Below are 17324 nucleotides of genomic sequence, written 5' to 3'. Positions count from 1 at the left end.
GGGGCCTGGGAGGAAGCGGGGCGTCAGTGCCCCGGCTTCGATCACTTGTCGTAGCTGTCGACCTTGACGCTTGCAGCATAGTCCGAAGTCAGCTTGCTGACCCATTCGACGGATTCCTGGCCGACCGGGGTGGTCAGTGCCGCGCCGTCGAAGATCATGATGTTCTCCAGGGTGGCGAAAGGATAGTCGCCGGTCTGGACGCTGGTGCCCAGAAGCTGCGCCTCGACACCCTGGTTGTCCTCGCGGATGGTCACTTCACGCCCCAGTCCCTGGAAGGTCAGGCCCTCGAAGGCCGCGATCACCTCGTCCTCGCTCGGCCACTCGCCGCCCTTGGCCGCGACCGCCTTGTCGTAGGCGGCCTCAAGCGCGGCCAGCGCCTGGCTCATGTGGAAGACGGGATAGATCGCATGCGCGCCGGTCTTCTCCTCGAATGCTGCCATGAACTCCTTGAAGTCGGCATCGTCCCGGCGCTCGGGATGCAGGAAGTAGTGGTCGCCGCGCGCGCCGACGATATGGCCGGTCGGCAGGGTCGAACCGAGACGCTCGAGCGAGCTTTCGGCGAGCGGGATGACGAAGGTCGAGGTGTTCATCAGACCGCGCTGGGCCGCCTGCTGGATGAACGTGTCGAGATCGCCGCCCCATGAGGTCGACAGGATCACGTCGGGCTGCATCGCCTGCAGGCGGGAGATCTCGGTGGAGAAGTCGGCAGCGCCGAACTTCGGGAAGAACTCGCCGACCACCTCGACATCCGGCTTCAGGGCCTTCAGCGCGGTGGAGAAGATCTGCCAGCTGTCCCGGCCCCAGGCATAGTCCTGGTTGACCACGGCGATGGTCTTGAAGTCCGGCTTGACCTTCAGCAGGTAAAGCACCGTCGCCAGCATTTCCGGCGTCGCGTTGGCCTGGGTGCGGAAGACGTACTTGTAGTCGTTCTTCTCGAAGATCTGCTGCGTGCCGCAGTCCCACATCAGGTTGAGGACCTTGAGATCCTCGGCAAGCGGAGCGAGCGTCTGGCAATTGCCAGAGGAGATCGCGCCCATCATCGCATGCGCGCCTTCGCTCTCGACCTGGCGGCGGAACTCGGAGGTCAGCGCCTCGGCGCCGGCGCCCTCGTCGATGAAGGAGAGCTTGAGCGGAACGCCGGCGATGCCGCCGTCGGCATTGATCTTCTCGACGAGGATCTCGGCCGCATCGCGGGCCGGGACGCCGAAGACCGAGGCCGGGCCGGTGAGGAAGGTGGTGACGCCGACCTTCAGTTCGGCCGGCTTGTCGGCGGCGAAGGCCGCCAGCGGTGCGGCGAGGATCGCCGCGGTCGTCAGAAACAGTTTTCTCATGGTTTCACTCCCTGGTTCGCCGCGGGCGGTTCATGCCGCCCGCGTGTCCGTTTCCCGATCAGCGGATGGCGATCGGATTGATGATCATCTGGACCGCGCCCTTCAGGCGGGCCTGGCCGAGCACGAAGAGGAACTCGTACGCCTCGTCCTTCGCGAGTTCGCGCGTGTCCATGTTCTCGAGGATGTAGATGCCGTTTTCCGGCTGCAGGATCTGGTGGGCGCGGAACGCTTCGCCCTCCTTCTCCGCCGGCACGACCTCCATGCCCCAGGTGTCGGCACCGACCGCCATCACGCCAAGTTCGGCGAGGTATTCGGCGCCGCTGACGCCAAGGCCCGGTTCCGCCGCGCCGAAGCGCTTGGGGTCGGGATTGGCCCCGTCGAGCAGGTTCATCCAGTTGGAGTTGAACAGGACGACGTCGCCCTCGCGCAACTCGACGCCCTGCCTGGCAGCTGCCGCCTTCACGTCGTCGGCGGTGTAGGCCTTGCCTTCCTCGACCATGTCGACGCCGTAGAACCTGGCCATGTCGAGCAGCACGCCGCGGCCGACGAGGCCGGGCAGGTTGTGCAGGCCGAGTTCCGTCAGTCCGGCGGCCTTGGCGAAATCGCTGTCCTTGTGGCCGTTATAGTAGACATGGTCGACGCCGGCATGGCCGAGGCCGTCGATCTGGGGGCCGATGCCCAGCCAGCCCATGAAGATGTCGTCATTGTAGGTGAAGGCATTGTTGCCCAGGCCGCTGTTGGAGATCTGGTTCGGCTGGAGCACCGTCACCGACAGGCTGCGCGGGGGAAAGGCCGGCGTGTCGCTGCCGACGATCATGCCGAGGCTGTAGACCTTGCCGGTGGTGACGAGGCTGCTTGCCGCCTTGACGCGCTCCGGCGTCATCAGGTTGGCGGAGCCGATCTGGTCGTCCGGCCCCCAGCGCGACTTGGTCCAGTCATGGGCGCCGTCGGCCTGCGCAAGGCAGGTCGATGCGGCGAGCGCCAGTCCGGCGATCAGTTTCAGGCTGAAGACGTTCCTCATAGCTTCCTCCCAGAGCATTCGAGATATCGAAGCCTAGGTATTGCTGCGAGGGTGCACCAATAAATTGGGCCGTACCCGGTTATTGAAAAAATCTATGACTGAGGGTCAAATGCAAACTCCGGCCTGTCATCGGTCCCGTTTGCCGCTAGCATCGGGTGCAGGGAGACGTCCGGTATGCCGGACAGGCAGGAACCTTGAGGGATGGAAGGCGCATGAAAATTACCGCTGCCGTGCTTGAACGCGGAGGCATCACCTCCGGTTATGCCGAGGAAAAGGCCCTCACGGTCCGTCAGGTGGATCTCGATCCGCCGGGGCCGGGCGAGGTGCTGATCCGGCTGGCGGCGGCCGGCGTGTGCCATTCGGACCTGTCTGTGATCAACGGCACCCGGCCGCGCCCGCTGCCGATGGTTCTCGGCCACGAGGCCTCCGGCTATGTCGAGGAGGTCGGGGCCGGCGTCGACGATCTTTCGCCGGGCGATCACGTCGTGTGCATCTTCGCGCCCGGTTGCGGGCGCTGCACGCCCTGCGCCGAAGGCCGGCCGGCACTTTGCGAAAAGGCCGCGCAGCATCATGGCGTCGGCGAACTGATCACCGGGCACAGGCGGCTGTCGATGGATGGTCGCCCGGTCAACCATCATGTCGGCATCTCGGCCTTCGCCAGCCATGCGGTGGTGGCGCGCCAGTCGCTGGTCAAGGCCGATGACGACATCCCGCCGCATATCTCGACGCTGTTTTCCTGCGCCATGCTGACGGGCGCGGGGGCGGTCTTCAACACCGCCCATATCAAGGCCGGCGCCAAGGTCGCGGTCGTGGGCATCGGCGGTGTCGGCATGGCCGCGATCCTGGGCGCGGCGGCGGCCGGCGCGGGCCAGATCGTTGCTATCGACCCGTTCGAGAACAAGCTCGAGGTGGCACTCAGGATGGGCGCCACCCACGCGATCAAGGCCGACGCGGAGACGGTCGCCAAGGTGCGCGACATCACCGGCGGCGGGGTCGATTATGCATTCGAGCTGGCAGGCTCCGTGCGGGCGCTGGAAACCGCCTATGACGTGACACGGCGCGGCGGCACGACGGTCACGGCCGGCCTGCCGCATCCCGATGCGCGCATGCCGCTCAACGCGCTCAGGCTGGTGGCCGAGGAGCGCTCGCTGAAGGGCAGCTTCATCGGCTCCTGCGTGCCGCAACGCGACCTGCCGCGCATGTTCGCGCTCTACCGGCGCGGGCTCTTGCCGGTGGAAAAGATGCTGACCCACCGGCTGCCGCTTGCCGATATCAACGTGGCGATGGACCGCCTCGACGACGGCTCCGCGATCCGCCAGGTCGTCGATCTGGGCTGACGGGCGAGGAAACACCGCCTTCACGCGGACCGGAGGGAGCCGTGCTGCTTCCTCCGGTTCGCCGTCCTGTTTTCACGCGTGCCACGGGAGACGCTGCCGGCCAGTCATGGACATCCGTCATCTTCGCTATTTCATCGCCATTTCCGAGGCGCCGTCCCTTTCGGCGGCGGCGCAGGTGCTTGGCGTCGCGCAGCCCTCGCTGTCGCAATACGTACAGCGCATGGAGCAGGAACTGGGCGTCCAGCTGGTCGACCGCTCGCCGCGCGGCACCGTGCTCACCGAGGAGGGGCACCTGCTGGTGCGCCACGCCCGCGAGATCTGCGGCAGCATGGAGCATTGCATCGCGGAGATGCGCGATCTTGGCGGCGGCGTGCGCGGCAAGGTCGGCTTCGGCATGCCGCCCTCGGTGTCGATGGTCATGTCGGTGCCGCTGGCGGAGACGGTGCGGGTCGAACTTCCGGATGTGCGGCTGCGCGCCATCGAGGCAATGAGCGGCTATATCAAGAGCTGGATCGAGGACGAGACGGTCGATATCGGCTTCATCTACGATCTGGAGAAGGTCGAGCATTTCCGCATCATCCATGTTCTGGACGAGCAACTCTTCTTCTTTTCCGCGCCGGATACCTGGCCGCTCGACACGCCGCCGGGCGCGCCGGTGCCGATGCACGCGCTGGAAAAGCTGGAGATGATCCTGCCTGGCGTCTCGCACGGGCTGCGCAAGACCATCGAGCGCCACGCGGCGGCCTGCGATGTCAACCTCAACGTCGTCATCGAGATGGACGCGATGACCCAGATCAAGGAGCTGGTGGCGCGCGGTTCCGGCCACACGATCTTCGCGCCGGCGGCGGTGCACGACTTCGTCGCGCGCGGCGAGTTGCTCAAGGCGCCGATTGTCGAGCCGACGATTTCGCGCCCCGTCTATCTCGTCAGCAAGCCGACCCGGTTGATGAGCCGCGCCTGCCGGGCGGTCGAGGACATCACGCTGGAAGTTGCCCGCGACCTGGTGCGGCGGAACATCTGGGAAGGCCGGCTGATCGAGAGCTGACCGGCCGGATGCCGTGCATGCTTTGGAAACCGCTCCGGCGTGTCGGGGCAGGGTTTGACTCAGCCAGGTGTCGTTGCCTGCATGGTCACGACCCCGTCCTCGTCCCGGCGCACACGCAACTCCAGTCCGCCGCCGTCCGTCTCCCGCGCTTCCACCGTCACCGGCCGCTCGCACGTCAGCGGCGACAGGCCGCGATAGGAGAAGCTCTCCGGCAGCTTTCCCAGCAGCGTGGCGGCGAGGTTCTGCATCCAGATCGATTGCAGCGGACCATGGACGACGAGCCCGTCATAGCCCTCGACGCCGGTCGCGTAAGGCTGGTCGTAATGGATGCGGTGGCCGTTGAAGGTCAGCGCCGAATAGCGGAAGAGCAGGGTCGGCGTCGGGGCGATCTTCCAGCTGGCGATCGGCGACCAGTCCTCGGCGGGCTTTGCCGCAACGGCGCTGCCGGGCTTCGGGTCCTCGCGATAAACGATGTCGTGCCGCTCGACGATCCGGGTCTCGCCCGCCACCTCGTAGGCGTGATCGAGCGTGACGAAGCCGAGCGGACCGCTGCGCCCCTGCTTGAAGGTCACGTCGCGAATGGTCGAGATGCGGGTCACCATGTCGCCGGGCATCAGCGGCGCGCGGTATTCGAGCGCGCCGCCGGCCCACATGCGGCGCGGCAGCGGCAGCGCCGGCAGGAAGATACCGGTGCGCGGATGGCCGTCGCGGCCGAGTTCAGCCGGTTCGACCACGTCGGGGGCCAGGCACCAGTGGAAGCCGGCGGGGACCTCGCCGGGACCGAGCGCGCCGGCAAGCGTTGCCCGGTACTGCGACAGAAGCCGTTCGCCGACCTTTTCGGTGACACGCCGCTCGCGGCCTATCCAATCGGAATAGTCGCTCATGTTCAGGCTCCCGTGTGGCGGCCGAGTTCGCGGGCGGAGAGTGCCGAAAGACCCTGCATCGCCTGCCAGAGAACCTCGCCCCTGTCGCCGAGCAGGGCGCGGGCCTTGTTGCGCAACCCGGCCGCAAGTTCCGCCTCCGGCAACTGCCGGCCAAGATCGTGGTCGATGGCCAGCTGCGTGCCGTCGGCGAGTTTCAGAGACCCTTCGGCCTGCATGTCGGTGAGCGATGCGTCGCCCTCCACCGTGATCCGCCCGGCGAAAGCGCCGAGTTCCGGATCGGCGGCAAGCGCATCGGAATAAGTGTCGTCGCGGGCGGTGTCCTTGCCCGAAAGCACCATGCCGGCGAGCCAGTTGTAGCTGAACTTCACCTCCAGCCCGGTGCGCGGTGCCTTGATGTCGCAGACCGCCAGCCAGCGCGGGTTGGTGCGCAGATGCAGGCTTTCCACCGTCACGGTCGAGAGGTCCGGCGTCTCGCGCCGCGCCGTCAGGAGCGCCTCGATCATTGCATGGGTGCCGTGGCAACAGGCATGCAGCTTGTACTTGATGTCCTCGAACAGGAAGGTCGCGGGCGGCGGTGTCTCCCAGCCGGCCTCCGTATCCGGGGCATCGGAATGGGTCGGGATGAAACCCTGCGCGCCGGCCAGCCCGTCATCGGCCGAGGTGAAACCGAGCTTTGCGAGCCTCGCGCATTCGACACCGTTGGAGGCGGCGATGCCGGCATTGTAGGGCTTGCCCATCGTGCCGAACTGCGACTTGAGGCCCGAGGCGCGCGTTGCGCAAAGTCCGATGGCAGCGCGCATCTCCTCGCGCGTCAGCTCGAGAATGCGGCCCGCCGCGATGGTGGCACCGAAGGCCCCGGCGGTTGCCGTCTGGTGGAAGCCGCGATTGTAGTGGACGGCGCCGAGCGCCATGCCGATGCGCACGGACGCCTCCGCGCCGACGAGAAACGCTTCGACCACCGACTGCGCGGATGTCCCGGCTTCCTCGGCAACGGCGAGCGCTGCGGGGAAGATCGCCACGGAGGGATGGCCGACATGGCCGAAATGGGTGTCGTCATAGTCGAGCGCGTGGCTGGTCGCGCCATTGACCAGCGCAGCCATGCGCGCCGGTGCCGGCGCGCCGCCGAAGACCGAGGCCGCGCCGCGTCCGCCTTCGTCCTCCGCCAGCCGGCGCAGTTTGCCCGAAAGGGGCTCGTTGATGCCGGCGCGGCCGCAGACCAGCCAGTCGAACAGCGAGAGGCGGGCCATGGCGAGTGCGGGTTTCGGCAGGACGCCGGCGGGCAGCGCGGCGAGGTCGAGGATCCGGTCGATCAGGCTCATGCTTTCGGCGCTCCGTAGGATTTCGGCAGGCCGAGCACCTGCTCGGCGATGAAGCAGAGGATCAGGTTGGTCGAGATCGGCGCCACCTGGTAGAGCCGCGCCTCGCGGAACTTGCGCTCCACGTCATACTCCTCGGCGAAGCCGAAGCCGCCATGGGTTTGCAGGCAGGCCTCGGCCGCCTCCCAGCTCGCATCGGCGGCAAGCATCTTGGCGCTGTTGGCCTCGACGCCCGGATTGTGGCCGGCATCGTACATGGCGGCCGCCCGGTAGACGATCGCCTCGGCCGCCATCATGTGGGCATAGGCACGCGCCAGCGGGAACTGGACGCCCTGGTTCTTCCCGATCGGCGTGCCGAAGACGACGCGCTCCTTGGCATAGTTCGATCCCTTTTCGATGAACCACTTGGCATCGCCGATGCATTCGGCGGCGATCAGGATGCGCTCGGAATTCATGCCCGACAGGATGTAACGGAAGCCTTTTCCTTCCTCGCCGATCAGGCTGGAGGCGGGGATGCGAGCGTTGTCGAAGAAGATCTCCGTCGTCGCGTGATTGATCATCGTGCGGATCGGACGGATCTCGACGCCGTTGCCCTTGAGCTCGCGCAGGTCGATGAGGAAGACGGAAAGCCCGTCGGTCTTCGACTTCACCTGGTCGCGCGGGGTGGTACGGGCGAGCAGCACCATCAGGTCCGAATGTTCGGCGCGGGAGATCCAGATCTTCTGGCCGTTGACGACATAGTCGTCGCCCTCGCGCCGGGCGGTCGTCTTCAGGGCCAGCGTGTCGGTGCCGCTGGTCGGCTCGGTCACGCCGAAGGCCTGCAGGCGCAGCGTGCCGTTGGCGATGCCCGGCAGGTACTGCGCCTTCTGCTCCGGGCTGCCATGCCGCAGGACGGTGCCCATCGTGTACATTTGCGCATGGCAGGCCGCGGCGTTGCAGCCGTTGCGATGGATTTCCTCGAGAATGACGGCGGAGGCGGACAGGTTGAGACCGGACCCGCCATATTCCTCCGGGATCATCGCGGCGAGGTAGCCTTCGCGGATGAGGGCGTCGACGAAATCCTTCGGATAGGCGCGCCGCGTATCGAGGTCGCGCCAGTACTCGCCGGGAAACTCCGCGCAAACCCTGGCGACACCGTCGCGGATCGGGGCGTATTCTGCGGTCGGATCGAAAGCGTTCATTGGCATCCCTGTCGGTTGTCTCCGGCCAAAATCGCAGGTCCGCCGCCTTGCGGGAAATATCTTTGCATGTACGGAGCTATTGGCGGTTCTTATAGCACTGCCCGTGTCACCGCGGATCCAGGCATGCATAACCGTTTGCACAAGTGAGCGCCTGAAAAGTTGGGTTTAACCGGGCGCCGCTTGCCGTCATTATCGCAGGCACACGAAGACACAGGGGGCAGGCAGGGGGAGGCCGCCATGGTGAAGGTCACATACATTTCCGCAAGCGGTGTGGAAACAACCGTGGACGGGCGCGAGGGCGACAGCGTCATGGCGACCGCGGTCGCCAACAACATCGACGGCATTGTCGGCGAGTGCGGAGGGTCGATGGCCTGCGCCACATGCCATGTCTATGTCGATCCCGCCTTTGCCGACCGCCTTTCGCCGCGAAGCGACGACGAGGAGGCGATGCTGGAGGGTGCTGCCTCCGATCCGCGCCCCGAAAGCCGCCTGTCCTGCCAGATCCGGCTTTCCGCCGATCTCGACGGACTTGTCGTGCGCATGCCGGAAGAACAGATGTAACCGCGCCAGGGCAGGCGGGTCGAGGCCGCCTGCCGGGGCTGCAACATATCGAGACCGGCGGGGCGGGTGCGGCCGGTTCGGGAGGAGAGACACGTGCCGGATACCGTTGAGCTGGCGCCGCTGGACGAGGCGATCACCATCGCCGCGCTGACGAGCGATCCCTATCCGATCTACAAGCGGCTGCGCGCCGAGAGCCCGGTGCTTCGGGTGACGTCGGTCGGGCGCACCTTCCTGACCAAGGCTTCGGATACAAAGCTGGTCAAGGACAACGCGGTGCTGTTCAGCTCCGACGACCCCAACACGCCGATGAAGCGCGCGTTTCTCGCTCATACATTGATGCGCAAGGATGGCAAGGAGCACATGCGCGAGCGCATGGCGATGCTGCCGGCCCTGATGCCGAAGACCATCGGGGCCCATTGGGCGCCGCTCTATGAAAAGCTTGCGGCCGACTATGTCGGGCGGTTGCCGCGCGGCGAGGTCGTCGACCTGTTTCCCGCGCTCGCCGGTCCTCTCGCGGCGCGCATCCTCGCCCATATCATGGGCATTCCCGATGCCAGCGACGAGGAGATGCAGCGCTGGTCGCAGGTTTTGATCGACGGGGCTGGCAATTTCGGCTGGCGACCGGAGCCGTTCGAGGCTTCCGACCTGGCCAATGCCGAGATGGATGCCTGCCTGGAAAAGAACGCGGCGCGGCTGCGCGCCGAGCCGGACGCCTCGGCTCTCTCCATCATGATCAACTCGGAAAAGGCCATCCCCTGGAGCCAGATCGTCGCCAATGTGAAGATCGCCATCGGCGGCGGCATCAACGAGCCGCGCGACGCGCTCCTGACCATCCTCTACGGGCTTTTGAGCGAACGCGACCAGCTTGCCGAGGTGCAGCGCCGGGAGGCCTGGGCTGAGGCATTCGAGGAAGGGGTACGCTGGTGCGCGCCGATCCAGGCAAGCTCGCGGCTTGTCATGGAAGATACCGAGATCCGCGGCTTCCGCATCCCGAAGGGCGACACGGTGATGACGATCCAGGCCTCGGCCAACCATGACGAGGAGTTATACGACGACCCCGACCGCTTCATCGTCTTCCGGGAGCGCAACCCGCATCAGGCGTTCGGCTCGGGTCCGCATCACTGCGCCGGGGCGCATGTGTCGCGGCGCACGGTCGGAGCGATCCTGCTGCCGATGCTGTTCGACCGCTTCCCGGACATGGAGATCGTCGATCCGGGCTCCGTCGTCTGGCACGGCTTCGGCTTTCGCGGCCCGCTCAACCTGCCCGTCCGGCTGAAATAGATCCTGCGGCTGCCGGCTTCACGCGGGCCGACCTCATTTGGCCGGGGTCACTCCGGAATAACGGCGATGCCGTGGCCTTTCGGCGTGAGCCGGACGTCGTCGCCGACACCGCATTCGCCGCCGTCGGCGGGTGCCGTGACGAACAGGTCGCCGAGCGCCGTTCCGATCTCGTATTCCATGTATTTGCCCAGATAGCTTGCCGTGCGAACCGTGCCGGCGATGCCGCTCGCATCCGGCGTATCGCTGCGCGCGACCTTCAGCGCATCGGGGCGGATCGCCACCTTCACCGGGCCCTTGACCAGGCCTCGCGCCGGGGCGCTGGTCCGGGTGCCGTCAAGCTCCAGCGCCGCGACGTCGCCGTCGAGGGCGGTGATCGTACCGTCGACCACGTTGGCATCGCCGATGAAATCGGCGACGAAGAGATTGGCGGGCGCTTCCCACAACTCGCGCGGGCTTGCCTTCTGGGCGATGCGGGCATTGGACATGACAATGACCTCGTCGGAGACGGCGAGCGCTTCCTCCTGGTCGTGGGTGACATAGACGACGGTCAGGCCGAGGTCCTTCTGCAGCGCACGGATATCCTCGCGCACCTTGCGCCGGAGCCGGGCATCGAGATTGGAGAGCGGCTCGTCGAAGAGCAGGATCGAGGGTTCGAGCACCAGCGCCCTTGCGACCGCGACGCGTTGCTGCTGGCCGCCGGAGAGTTCCGAGGGCAGGCGCTGGTCGAAGCCGGAAAGGCCCAGAAGCCCGAGTTTCTCGCGCGCCATCTCGGCCGACTGTTCCTTGCCCATCCCCGAGGAGCGCGGCCCGTACATGACGTTTTCCAGAACGTTCATGTGGGGGAAGAGCGCATAGGACTGGAACACCATCGTGACGTCGCGCTCGGCCGCCGACAGGTGGGTAACGTCGCGCCCGTCGATCAGGATCCGGCCCTCGCTGGCAAGCTCCAGCCCGGCGATCATGCGAAGCGTCGTCGTCTTGCCGCAGCCCGAGGGGCCGAGCAGCGTCGTCAGGCTTCCCGCCTCGCAGCGGAACGAGACGTTGTCGACGGCGGTGACGGCGCCGTAGCGCTTGATGACGTTGACGAAGTCGAGGCTCGCCGGTCCCATCAGTTTCCTCCAGAGACGATTTCGCCCGAGCCGCGACGGCCGAGACGGGCCTCGCCGACAACGAGGCGGATGGTGGCGATAGCGGCGATCATGAAGACGATCATGAAGGCGCAATAGGCGATGGCGAGCGAGTATTCGCCCGCCTCCACCCGGCCGACGATATAGGCGGTGGCCATGTTGTAGCGCGCGGTCACCAGGAAGATGATCGCCGAGACGGCGGTCATCGCGTGGACGAAGGAGAAGACCAGCGTCGCGACGATGGCCGGTTTCATCAAGGGCAAGACCACGGCGACCAGCGTCCGTCCGGTGCTTGCCCGCAAGGTGGCCGAGGCCTCGTCGAGCGAGGGATCGATCTGAGACAGGGCCGCGATGCCGGCGCGAACGCCGACCGGCATGTTGCGGAAGACGAAGCAGGCGATGAGGATGAAACCGGTGCCGGTGATCTCCACCGGCGGCACGTTGAAGGCCAGGATATAGGCAACGCCGATCACCGTGCCGGGGATGGCGAAAGACAGCATCGTCAGGAATTCCAGCGACCGTCGTCCGCGAAAGTGCTGGCGGGCCAGAACATAGGCGGTGAGCAACCCGATGATCGTTGTCAGCGGCGCGGCGGCGGCGGAGACCAGCACCGTCGTCCAGAACGAGTCCCAGGCCGAGCCTGCCCAGAACAATCCGTTGTCGGTCCACTCGACGAGGAAGCCGGTGCGCAGGTGGTCCAGCGTCGGCGTCATGTCGAAGCGGCCGATATCCTTCACGAACCCACCGATCAGCACGATCGTGTAGACGGCGACCGTCAGCGCGATCCAGGGCACGATGACGCCCCACAGGCCTGCCGGCAGCCCTTTCGGCAGTTCCGTCGGCACGCCGCTGTCGCCCTTGCCGGAGACGGTGACGAAGGACGTCTTGCCGAGCAGGCGCATCTGCAGGACGAAGGCGGCCAGCGTGAACGCGAGAAGCACCATGGCGAGCACGGCGGCGCGGCCGGGCTCGTGCTGGGCGCCGACCACGGCGAAGAAGATCTTGGTCGACAGGACCTCGAAATTGCCGCCGAGCACCAGCGGATTGCCGAAATCGGCGAGGCTCTCGACAAAGGCGAGCAGGTAGGTGTTGGCGATCGCCGGCAGGAGCAGCGGCAGCGTCACCGTCATCAGGATGCGGGTGCGGGTGGCGCGCAGGGTCTGGGCGGCTTCCTCCAGTGTCGGCGACAGGGCCTTGAGCGCGCCGACCAGGATCAGGAAGGAGAGCGGCACCTGCGACAGCACCTGGGCAAGCAGCACGCCGGGCAATCCGTAGAGCCAGCGCGAGCGCGGAATGCCGAACAGGTCCCACATCGCCGTGGTGATGATGCCGGTGCGCCCGAACAGCACGATCAGCGCCAGGCCGATGACGAAGGGCGGGGTGATGATCGGCAGGATCGCCAGCGCATCGAAAGCGCGGGGAAAGCGCACGTTTGTGCGTACCGCGATCAGCGCCAGACCCAGCGCCAGCGAGGTGGAGAAGAAGGCCGCGAGAACGCCGAGAATGACCGTGTTGGGGGCAACGCCGCAGCGCACCGTCGACCAGAGGCAGGCGAGGGACCAGATGTCGCCCTGCAGCAACCGGTCGATGAAGACCCGGGCGGCGACATCGCTCTCGCCGTAAAAAGCCTCGGACAGCATCCGCATCACCGGCCAGAAGACGAAGAGCACGACGAGCGCACCGATCATGACGACGCTGACGGAGACGAAGCGGTCGTTGCGGAAGGCTCCGAAACGGGCAATCGAGCCGGCAAAGAGCGCGACCAGCGCGCCGGACATGATGGCGGCACCGGGACCGAGCGGGCGGGCGATCTCGCCTGCCGAAAGGCCGATGGCGGTTGCTGTCGCCGGCAGGAAGCCGGCAATAATGACGAGTGTGAGCGCCAGCAGGCTGCCACAGGCCCCGACAAGGGCCCCGGCCCGCGTGGCGCCGGCAAGGGCGGCGGCACCCGTTGCCGCGAATACCAGCGCGGCAAGGGCGGGCACCGCATGACCGGCGGCAAGGACGCCGGCAAGGCCCGCCGGGTCGTCCGCGTGAAACGCTAGCACCGCCGGGCAGAGGAGCCCGGCGGCGGTGACGAATACCGGAAAACGGTCGATCATCCTGACGCTTTCACTCCGGACCAGCGGGCGTCCGGCCGAAACCGGTCGAACCCCCACAGGCCGATCTTTCCCGAAATGCCGGGGCAGGACGCCTGCGCCCGGGAAGGCTCAGGGTGCCCCGGCAACGTCAAGGGTGTCACTTCGGCGCGGCGCCGACCTCGGCGTCCCACTTCGACAGAAGGCGGGTGCGCTCGTCCTTGGAGCCGTATTTGGCGAAGTCGTAGTCGATCAGCTTGATCGTGGAGAGGTCCGGCGCCTCCTTCGGCGCCTTGGCGCCCTTGTTCGACGGCACCTGGAAGGAATTGGCCGCCGCGCCCAGTTCCTGCGCCGCCGGCGTCAGGGCCCAGTCGTACCACTTCTTCGCGTTGTCCGGGTTCGGGCCGCCCTTGATGATCGACATGGAGCCGATCTCGTAGCCGGTTCCCTCGCAAGGGGAGACGACCTTGACCGGGGCGCCCTGCACCGCCTGGGTGACCGCGTCATGCTGGAAGGTGATGCCGATCAGCGTTTCACCGGTGGCCGCCGCCCGGGCCGGGGCCGCGCCCGACTTGGTGTACTGGTTGACGTTCTTGTGCATGCCCTTCATGAACTCGAACGCCTTGTCCTCGCCCATCAGCTGCACCAGCGTCGCGACCATCGTGTAGGCCGTGCCCGAGGAGTTCGGATTGGCGACCTGGATCTCGTCGCGGAACTCTTCCTTCAGGAGATCGGCCCAGCAGGCTGGCTCCGCCGCGCCGGTGGAGGCGAGCATTTCGGTGTTGAAGGAATACCCAAGTGCGCCGGCATAGATGCCGACGGTCTTGTAGCCGGACTGCTCGGCCTGGCTTGCCGCCCAGGGCTGCAATTCCGCCAGCATCGGCGACTTGTACTCGACCGTGAGCCCTTCCTCGGCCGCCTGCAGATGCGGATCGCCGGTGCCGCCCCACCACACGTCGCCGCGCGGGTTGGCGCCTTCCGCCTTGACCTGGGCCAGCGTCTCGCCGGAGGACTTGCGGGTCATGTTGACCTTGATGCCGGTCTCGCGCTCGAAGGCCTGGACCATCGGCCGGCACCATTCCTCCTGGACCGAGCAATAGACGGTGAGCTCGCCGTCGGCGGCGGCCGGCAACGACCAGAGCAACCCGGCAAGGCCGAGCGTCGCTCCGGATGCAAGTGCCCGCAGGCTCGTCGAGATCTTCATGCAGTCCTCCCTTTAACGTGCTGTTTTGCACAGCTGTTCATTAGTTGGCTGATCTTGAACGCTGGAAGGGGCGTCCGTCAATCGGTTCCGCTCGCCGCAGCGGAAAGGGCGATGCCCGACACCTCCGCGACCGCATCGGCGACGCCGGGTGCCGCGACGATGATCGGATTGCCCGCGGTCCACTCGCCGCTGAAGAAGTCGCTGACCCGCGCGCCCGCCTCGGCCGCGATGACGACGCCGCCGGCAACGTCCCAGGAATTGATGTGTCCTTCGACATAGCCATCCGTGCGCCCGCAGGCGACGGCGGCAAGGCCCATGGCGCCGGAGGCGGAACGCTTCACATTGGCGCCGGCGCCGAAGAGCCGTGCAACGGTCGCCAGATACTGCTCGACCGGCAGGCGCGGCGACCAGCCGTGTTCCAGCGTGGAGCGGGTAATGTCGTTCGTCGCCGCCGCGCGGATCGGCTTGCCGTTGAGGGTCGCGCCGTGGCCCTTGCGGGCCAGATAGATCTCACCGAGGGCCGGAGCTGCGATGCAGCCGAGTTCGGGCGTGCCGTTCATCATGAAACCGATGGAGACGCACCACGTGCGGTCGCCATGGGCGAAATTGGCGGTGCCGTCGATCGGGTCGACGATCCACAGCCTGTCGGCGACAGCGCCGCCGCCTTCCTCGCCCAGGACCCCGTCATCGGGAAAGGCTTCGGCCACCCGCCGGCGGATGAGCGTCTCGACGGCACCGTCCGCCTCGGTGAGCCAGTCCTGCGCGCCTTTCAGCGAAATGGCGAGCGAATCACGGTCCTCGAAGTAGCGCATCGCCAGCGCCGCAGCTTCCGCGGCGATGCCTTGAAGTGCCAGAAAACGCTGCGTCAATTCCATGTCGCGACTGCTGCTCATGCTCGCCTCTTACTTAGCCGACAAATATCTGTCATCATTGTTTTTCCACGTATTAGGCGGATGCGAAAGTCACAGGCCGGCATGTCGGCGCCATCTTTCGGTCCTAGAATGCGTCCACCGGAACTGCCGCGCCGCCAGCATCTTGCCGCGAAGCGGGAATGACAAGCCGGTTTCGAGGGCGTTTTGGAAACGTATCCAGAGCTGCCGATCGCAGCTCCGGCAATGGCGGCCTGATCCGGCCCGCTTCAGGGAATTGCAACAGGTTCGGGCGATACTGAGCCCGCCCTGTATGGAGGTCTAGAGACGATGATGAGTGCGAGTGCGGTCTTCGTGCATCTGATCGGCGGCGTTGCCCTGCTGATCTGGGCTGTGCGGATGGTGCGGACGGGGGTCGTGCGGGCGTTCGGGTCGTCGCTGCGCTCGGTGCTGGCTTCGGCGACGCGCAACCGCGTCACCGCCGTTCTCGCCGGGGCGGGTGTCACGGTCCTGATGCAGAGCGCCACCGCGACGGCGATGTTGCTGACCTCCTTCTCCCGGCGCGGGCTTGTGCCGCTGGCGATGGCGCTTGCGGTGGTGCTCGGGGCCGATGTCGGGTCGGCGGTCGCCGCCCAGCTCCTGTCGCTCAACGTCTCGCATCTGTGGCCCGTCTTCGTTGCCGCCGGCGTCGTCACCTTCCTTGTGTCCGATGCCGACCGGCCGCAATGTATCGGGCGCGCCCTTATCGGCCTCGGCCTTCTGACCCTGTCGCTGCAGCATCTGCGCTCGACCGTGGTGCCGCTGGCCGAATCCGAGACGTTCGGGCTGGTGCTTGCAGCGCTTGCCGGAGAGCCCATCCTTGCCGCTATCCTCGCCGCCGGCATCACCTGGGCCGCGCATTCATCGCTCGCCGTCGTTCTGGTGATCGCGACGCTGGCGCTTACCGGCGCGGTGACGCCGACGCTCGCCATTGCCGCGGTTCTCGGAGCCAATGTCGGTGCGGCGGCCGCACCGCTGTCCGCCAACTGGGGAGCGGCCGCGGAAACCAAGCGCGTGCCGTTCGGCAACCTGATCATGCGCGGCGCGGTTGCGGCCGTGCTCATCCCCTTTGCCGGTTCTCTCGCCGAACTCGCTGCCTCCTTCGGGCTCGACGGGGCCCGGCTGACGGTCGACGCGCATCTTGCGTTCAACATCATGGTCGCGCTGATCTTCGTGCCGCTGATCGGGCCCGTCTCGCGGCTGCTGGAGCGCATCGTTCCGGCAACGCCGCAACCGGCGGATCCGGCCCGCCCACGCTATCTCGCCAGCGTTCCTGCCGATGTCTCGTCCGAGGCGCTGGCGGCGGCGCATCGCGAGGCGCTGGCGCTGGGCGACCGGGTCGAGGCGATGCTGATCAAGTCGATGGAGGCGCTGGAAAGCGGCGACCCGAAGCTCATCCGCGAGCTGCGCCTGGCCGATGACGCGGTCGACGCGGTCAACGAGGCGATCAAGCTGCACCTGGTCCGCATGTCGCGCAAGGGCATGTCGGAGGAGGATTCCCGACGCTTCATGGAGATCCTTTCCTTCACCACCAACCTGGAGCATATCGGCGATGTCATCGACAAGCAGCTGCTCGAGATGGCGGAGAAGAAGGGGCGGGCGCATCTGGCGTTCTCCAGCGAGGGGCTGGCCGACCTGAAGGCCTTCCATGCCCGTGTGGCGTCGAACTTCTCCACCGCGCTCAACGTCTTCGCCACTGGCGACCCTGACCTTGCGCGCCGGTTGTTCGCCGAGAAGACGGCGATCCGCGACCTGGAGCGCCACTTCGCCGAACGGCACTATGCGCGGCTGCGGGCCGGCGTCACCCTGTCGATGGAGACGACCTCGATCCACATGGACGTGCTGCGCGACCTGAAGCGGATCCACGGTCACTTCGTCGTCGTCGCCCAGCCGATCCTCGAGGCTTGCGGCGAGCTGTCGGACACGCGGCTCAGGTCGGGCGATCCGGCCGGCCCCGGGCGTCCGGCCTCCTATCGCCGGACCGAGGCGGACGGCGCCCAGCCGGCTTGAGGATGCTGCCGGCCCGATACTTTTTCCGGCGTTCCGGCGC

General features: G+C 66.8%; 14 protein-coding genes. 5 read left to right on the top strand and 9 right to left on the bottom strand.

Annotated features, from left to right (window positions below):
• Nucleotides 1–41: 41 nt before the first annotated feature.
• A complete protein-coding gene (locus ACQY46_RS22320) occupies nt 42–1331 on the bottom strand; it encodes an ABC transporter substrate-binding protein (RefSeq protein WP_428698153.1) in 1290 nt (429 codons plus the stop codon).
• Nucleotides 1332–1389: 58 nt separating this feature from the next.
• Nucleotides 1390–2352, bottom strand: a complete 963-nt coding sequence (locus ACQY46_RS22315; protein ID WP_428698152.1) for a cyclase family protein — start codon at nt 2350–2352, stop codon at nt 1390–1392.
• 212 nt (nt 2353–2564) lie between these two features.
• Between ACQY46_RS22315 and ACQY46_RS22310 the strand changes: the two genes are divergently transcribed.
• Nucleotides 2565–3689, top strand: coding sequence for a zinc-binding dehydrogenase (locus tag ACQY46_RS22310; RefSeq protein ID WP_428698151.1), 1125 nt, complete (start codon nt 2565–2567; stop codon nt 3687–3689).
• 106 nt (nt 3690–3795) lie between these two features.
• On the top strand, nt 3796–4734 hold the full coding sequence (locus ACQY46_RS22305) for a LysR family transcriptional regulator (protein WP_428698150.1): 939 nt from the start codon (nt 3796–3798) through the stop codon (nt 4732–4734).
• Between the two features lie 59 nt (nt 4735–4793).
• Here ACQY46_RS22305 and ACQY46_RS22300 read toward each other — a convergent pair whose 3' ends face one another.
• The 3 genes from ACQY46_RS22300 to ACQY46_RS22290 are packed head-to-tail and all read right to left on the bottom strand — an operon-like array spanning nt 4794 to nt 8115.
• The gene (locus ACQY46_RS22300; RefSeq protein WP_428698149.1) at nt 4794–5618 is read right to left on the bottom strand and encodes an FAS1-like dehydratase domain-containing protein; all 825 of its coding nucleotides are present in this window, start codon (nt 5616–5618) and stop codon (nt 4794–4796) included.
• A 2-nt stretch (nt 5619–5620) separates the two neighbouring features.
• A complete protein-coding gene (locus tag ACQY46_RS22295) occupies nt 5621–6937 on the bottom strand; it encodes an MmgE/PrpD family protein (protein ID WP_428698148.1) in 1317 nt (438 codons plus the stop codon).
• Complete coding sequence (locus ACQY46_RS22290; RefSeq protein ID WP_428698147.1) at nt 6934–8115, bottom strand: acyl-CoA dehydrogenase family protein; 1182 nt, start codon at nt 8113–8115, stop codon at nt 6934–6936. The genes ACQY46_RS22295 and ACQY46_RS22290 overlap by 4 nt, the downstream gene beginning before the upstream one ends.
• Before the next feature lie 237 nt (nt 8116–8352).
• On the opposite strand from ACQY46_RS22290, the gene ACQY46_RS22285 reads away from it, so the two are divergent.
• Nucleotides 8353–8676: a 2Fe-2S iron-sulfur cluster-binding protein gene (locus ACQY46_RS22285; RefSeq protein WP_428698146.1), complete on the top strand. Its 324-nt coding sequence runs from the start codon at nt 8353–8355 to the stop codon at nt 8674–8676.
• Nucleotides 8677–8769: 93 nt separating this feature from the next.
• On the top strand, nt 8770–9957 hold the full coding sequence (locus tag ACQY46_RS22280) for a cytochrome P450 (protein WP_428698145.1): 1188 nt from the start codon (nt 8770–8772) through the stop codon (nt 9955–9957).
• A gap of 47 nt (nt 9958–10004) precedes the next feature.
• Here the strand turns inward: ACQY46_RS22280 and ACQY46_RS22275 are convergent, their stop codons facing one another.
• The 4 genes from ACQY46_RS22275 to ACQY46_RS22260 form a co-directional block, all read right to left on the bottom strand.
• The gene (locus ACQY46_RS22275) at nt 10005–11066 is read right to left on the bottom strand and encodes an ABC transporter ATP-binding protein (RefSeq protein WP_428698144.1); all 1062 of its coding nucleotides are present in this window, start codon (nt 11064–11066) and stop codon (nt 10005–10007) included.
• On the bottom strand, nt 11066–13186 hold the full coding sequence (locus ACQY46_RS22270; RefSeq protein WP_428698143.1) for an ABC transporter permease: 2121 nt from the start codon (nt 13184–13186) through the stop codon (nt 11066–11068). The genes ACQY46_RS22275 and ACQY46_RS22270 overlap by 1 nt, the downstream gene beginning before the upstream one ends.
• A gap of 136 nt (nt 13187–13322) precedes the next feature.
• Nucleotides 13323–14366 (bottom strand): ABC transporter substrate-binding protein, encoded by a 1044-nt coding sequence (locus ACQY46_RS22265; protein WP_428698142.1) that lies wholly within the window; start codon nt 14364–14366, stop codon nt 13323–13325.
• A 77-nt stretch (nt 14367–14443) separates the two neighbouring features.
• The gene (locus ACQY46_RS22260) at nt 14444–15259 is read right to left on the bottom strand and encodes an inositol monophosphatase family protein (protein WP_428698141.1); all 816 of its coding nucleotides are present in this window, start codon (nt 15257–15259) and stop codon (nt 14444–14446) included.
• 306 nt (nt 15260–15565) lie between these two features.
• Between ACQY46_RS22260 and ACQY46_RS22255 the strand changes: the two genes are divergently transcribed.
• The gene (locus ACQY46_RS22255; RefSeq protein ID WP_428698140.1) at nt 15566–17284 is read left to right on the top strand and encodes a Na/Pi cotransporter family protein; all 1719 of its coding nucleotides are present in this window, start codon (nt 15566–15568) and stop codon (nt 17282–17284) included.
• The last annotated feature ends 40 nt before the right edge of the window (nt 17285–17324 follow it).

It is taken from the genome of Stappia sp., assembly GCF_965276915.1.
Taxonomy (GTDB): domain Bacteria; phylum Pseudomonadota; class Alphaproteobacteria; order Rhizobiales; family Stappiaceae; genus Stappia.
The sequence above is the reverse complement of the archived record's forward strand: the minus strand, read 5'-3'. Positions and strand labels throughout refer to the sequence as shown.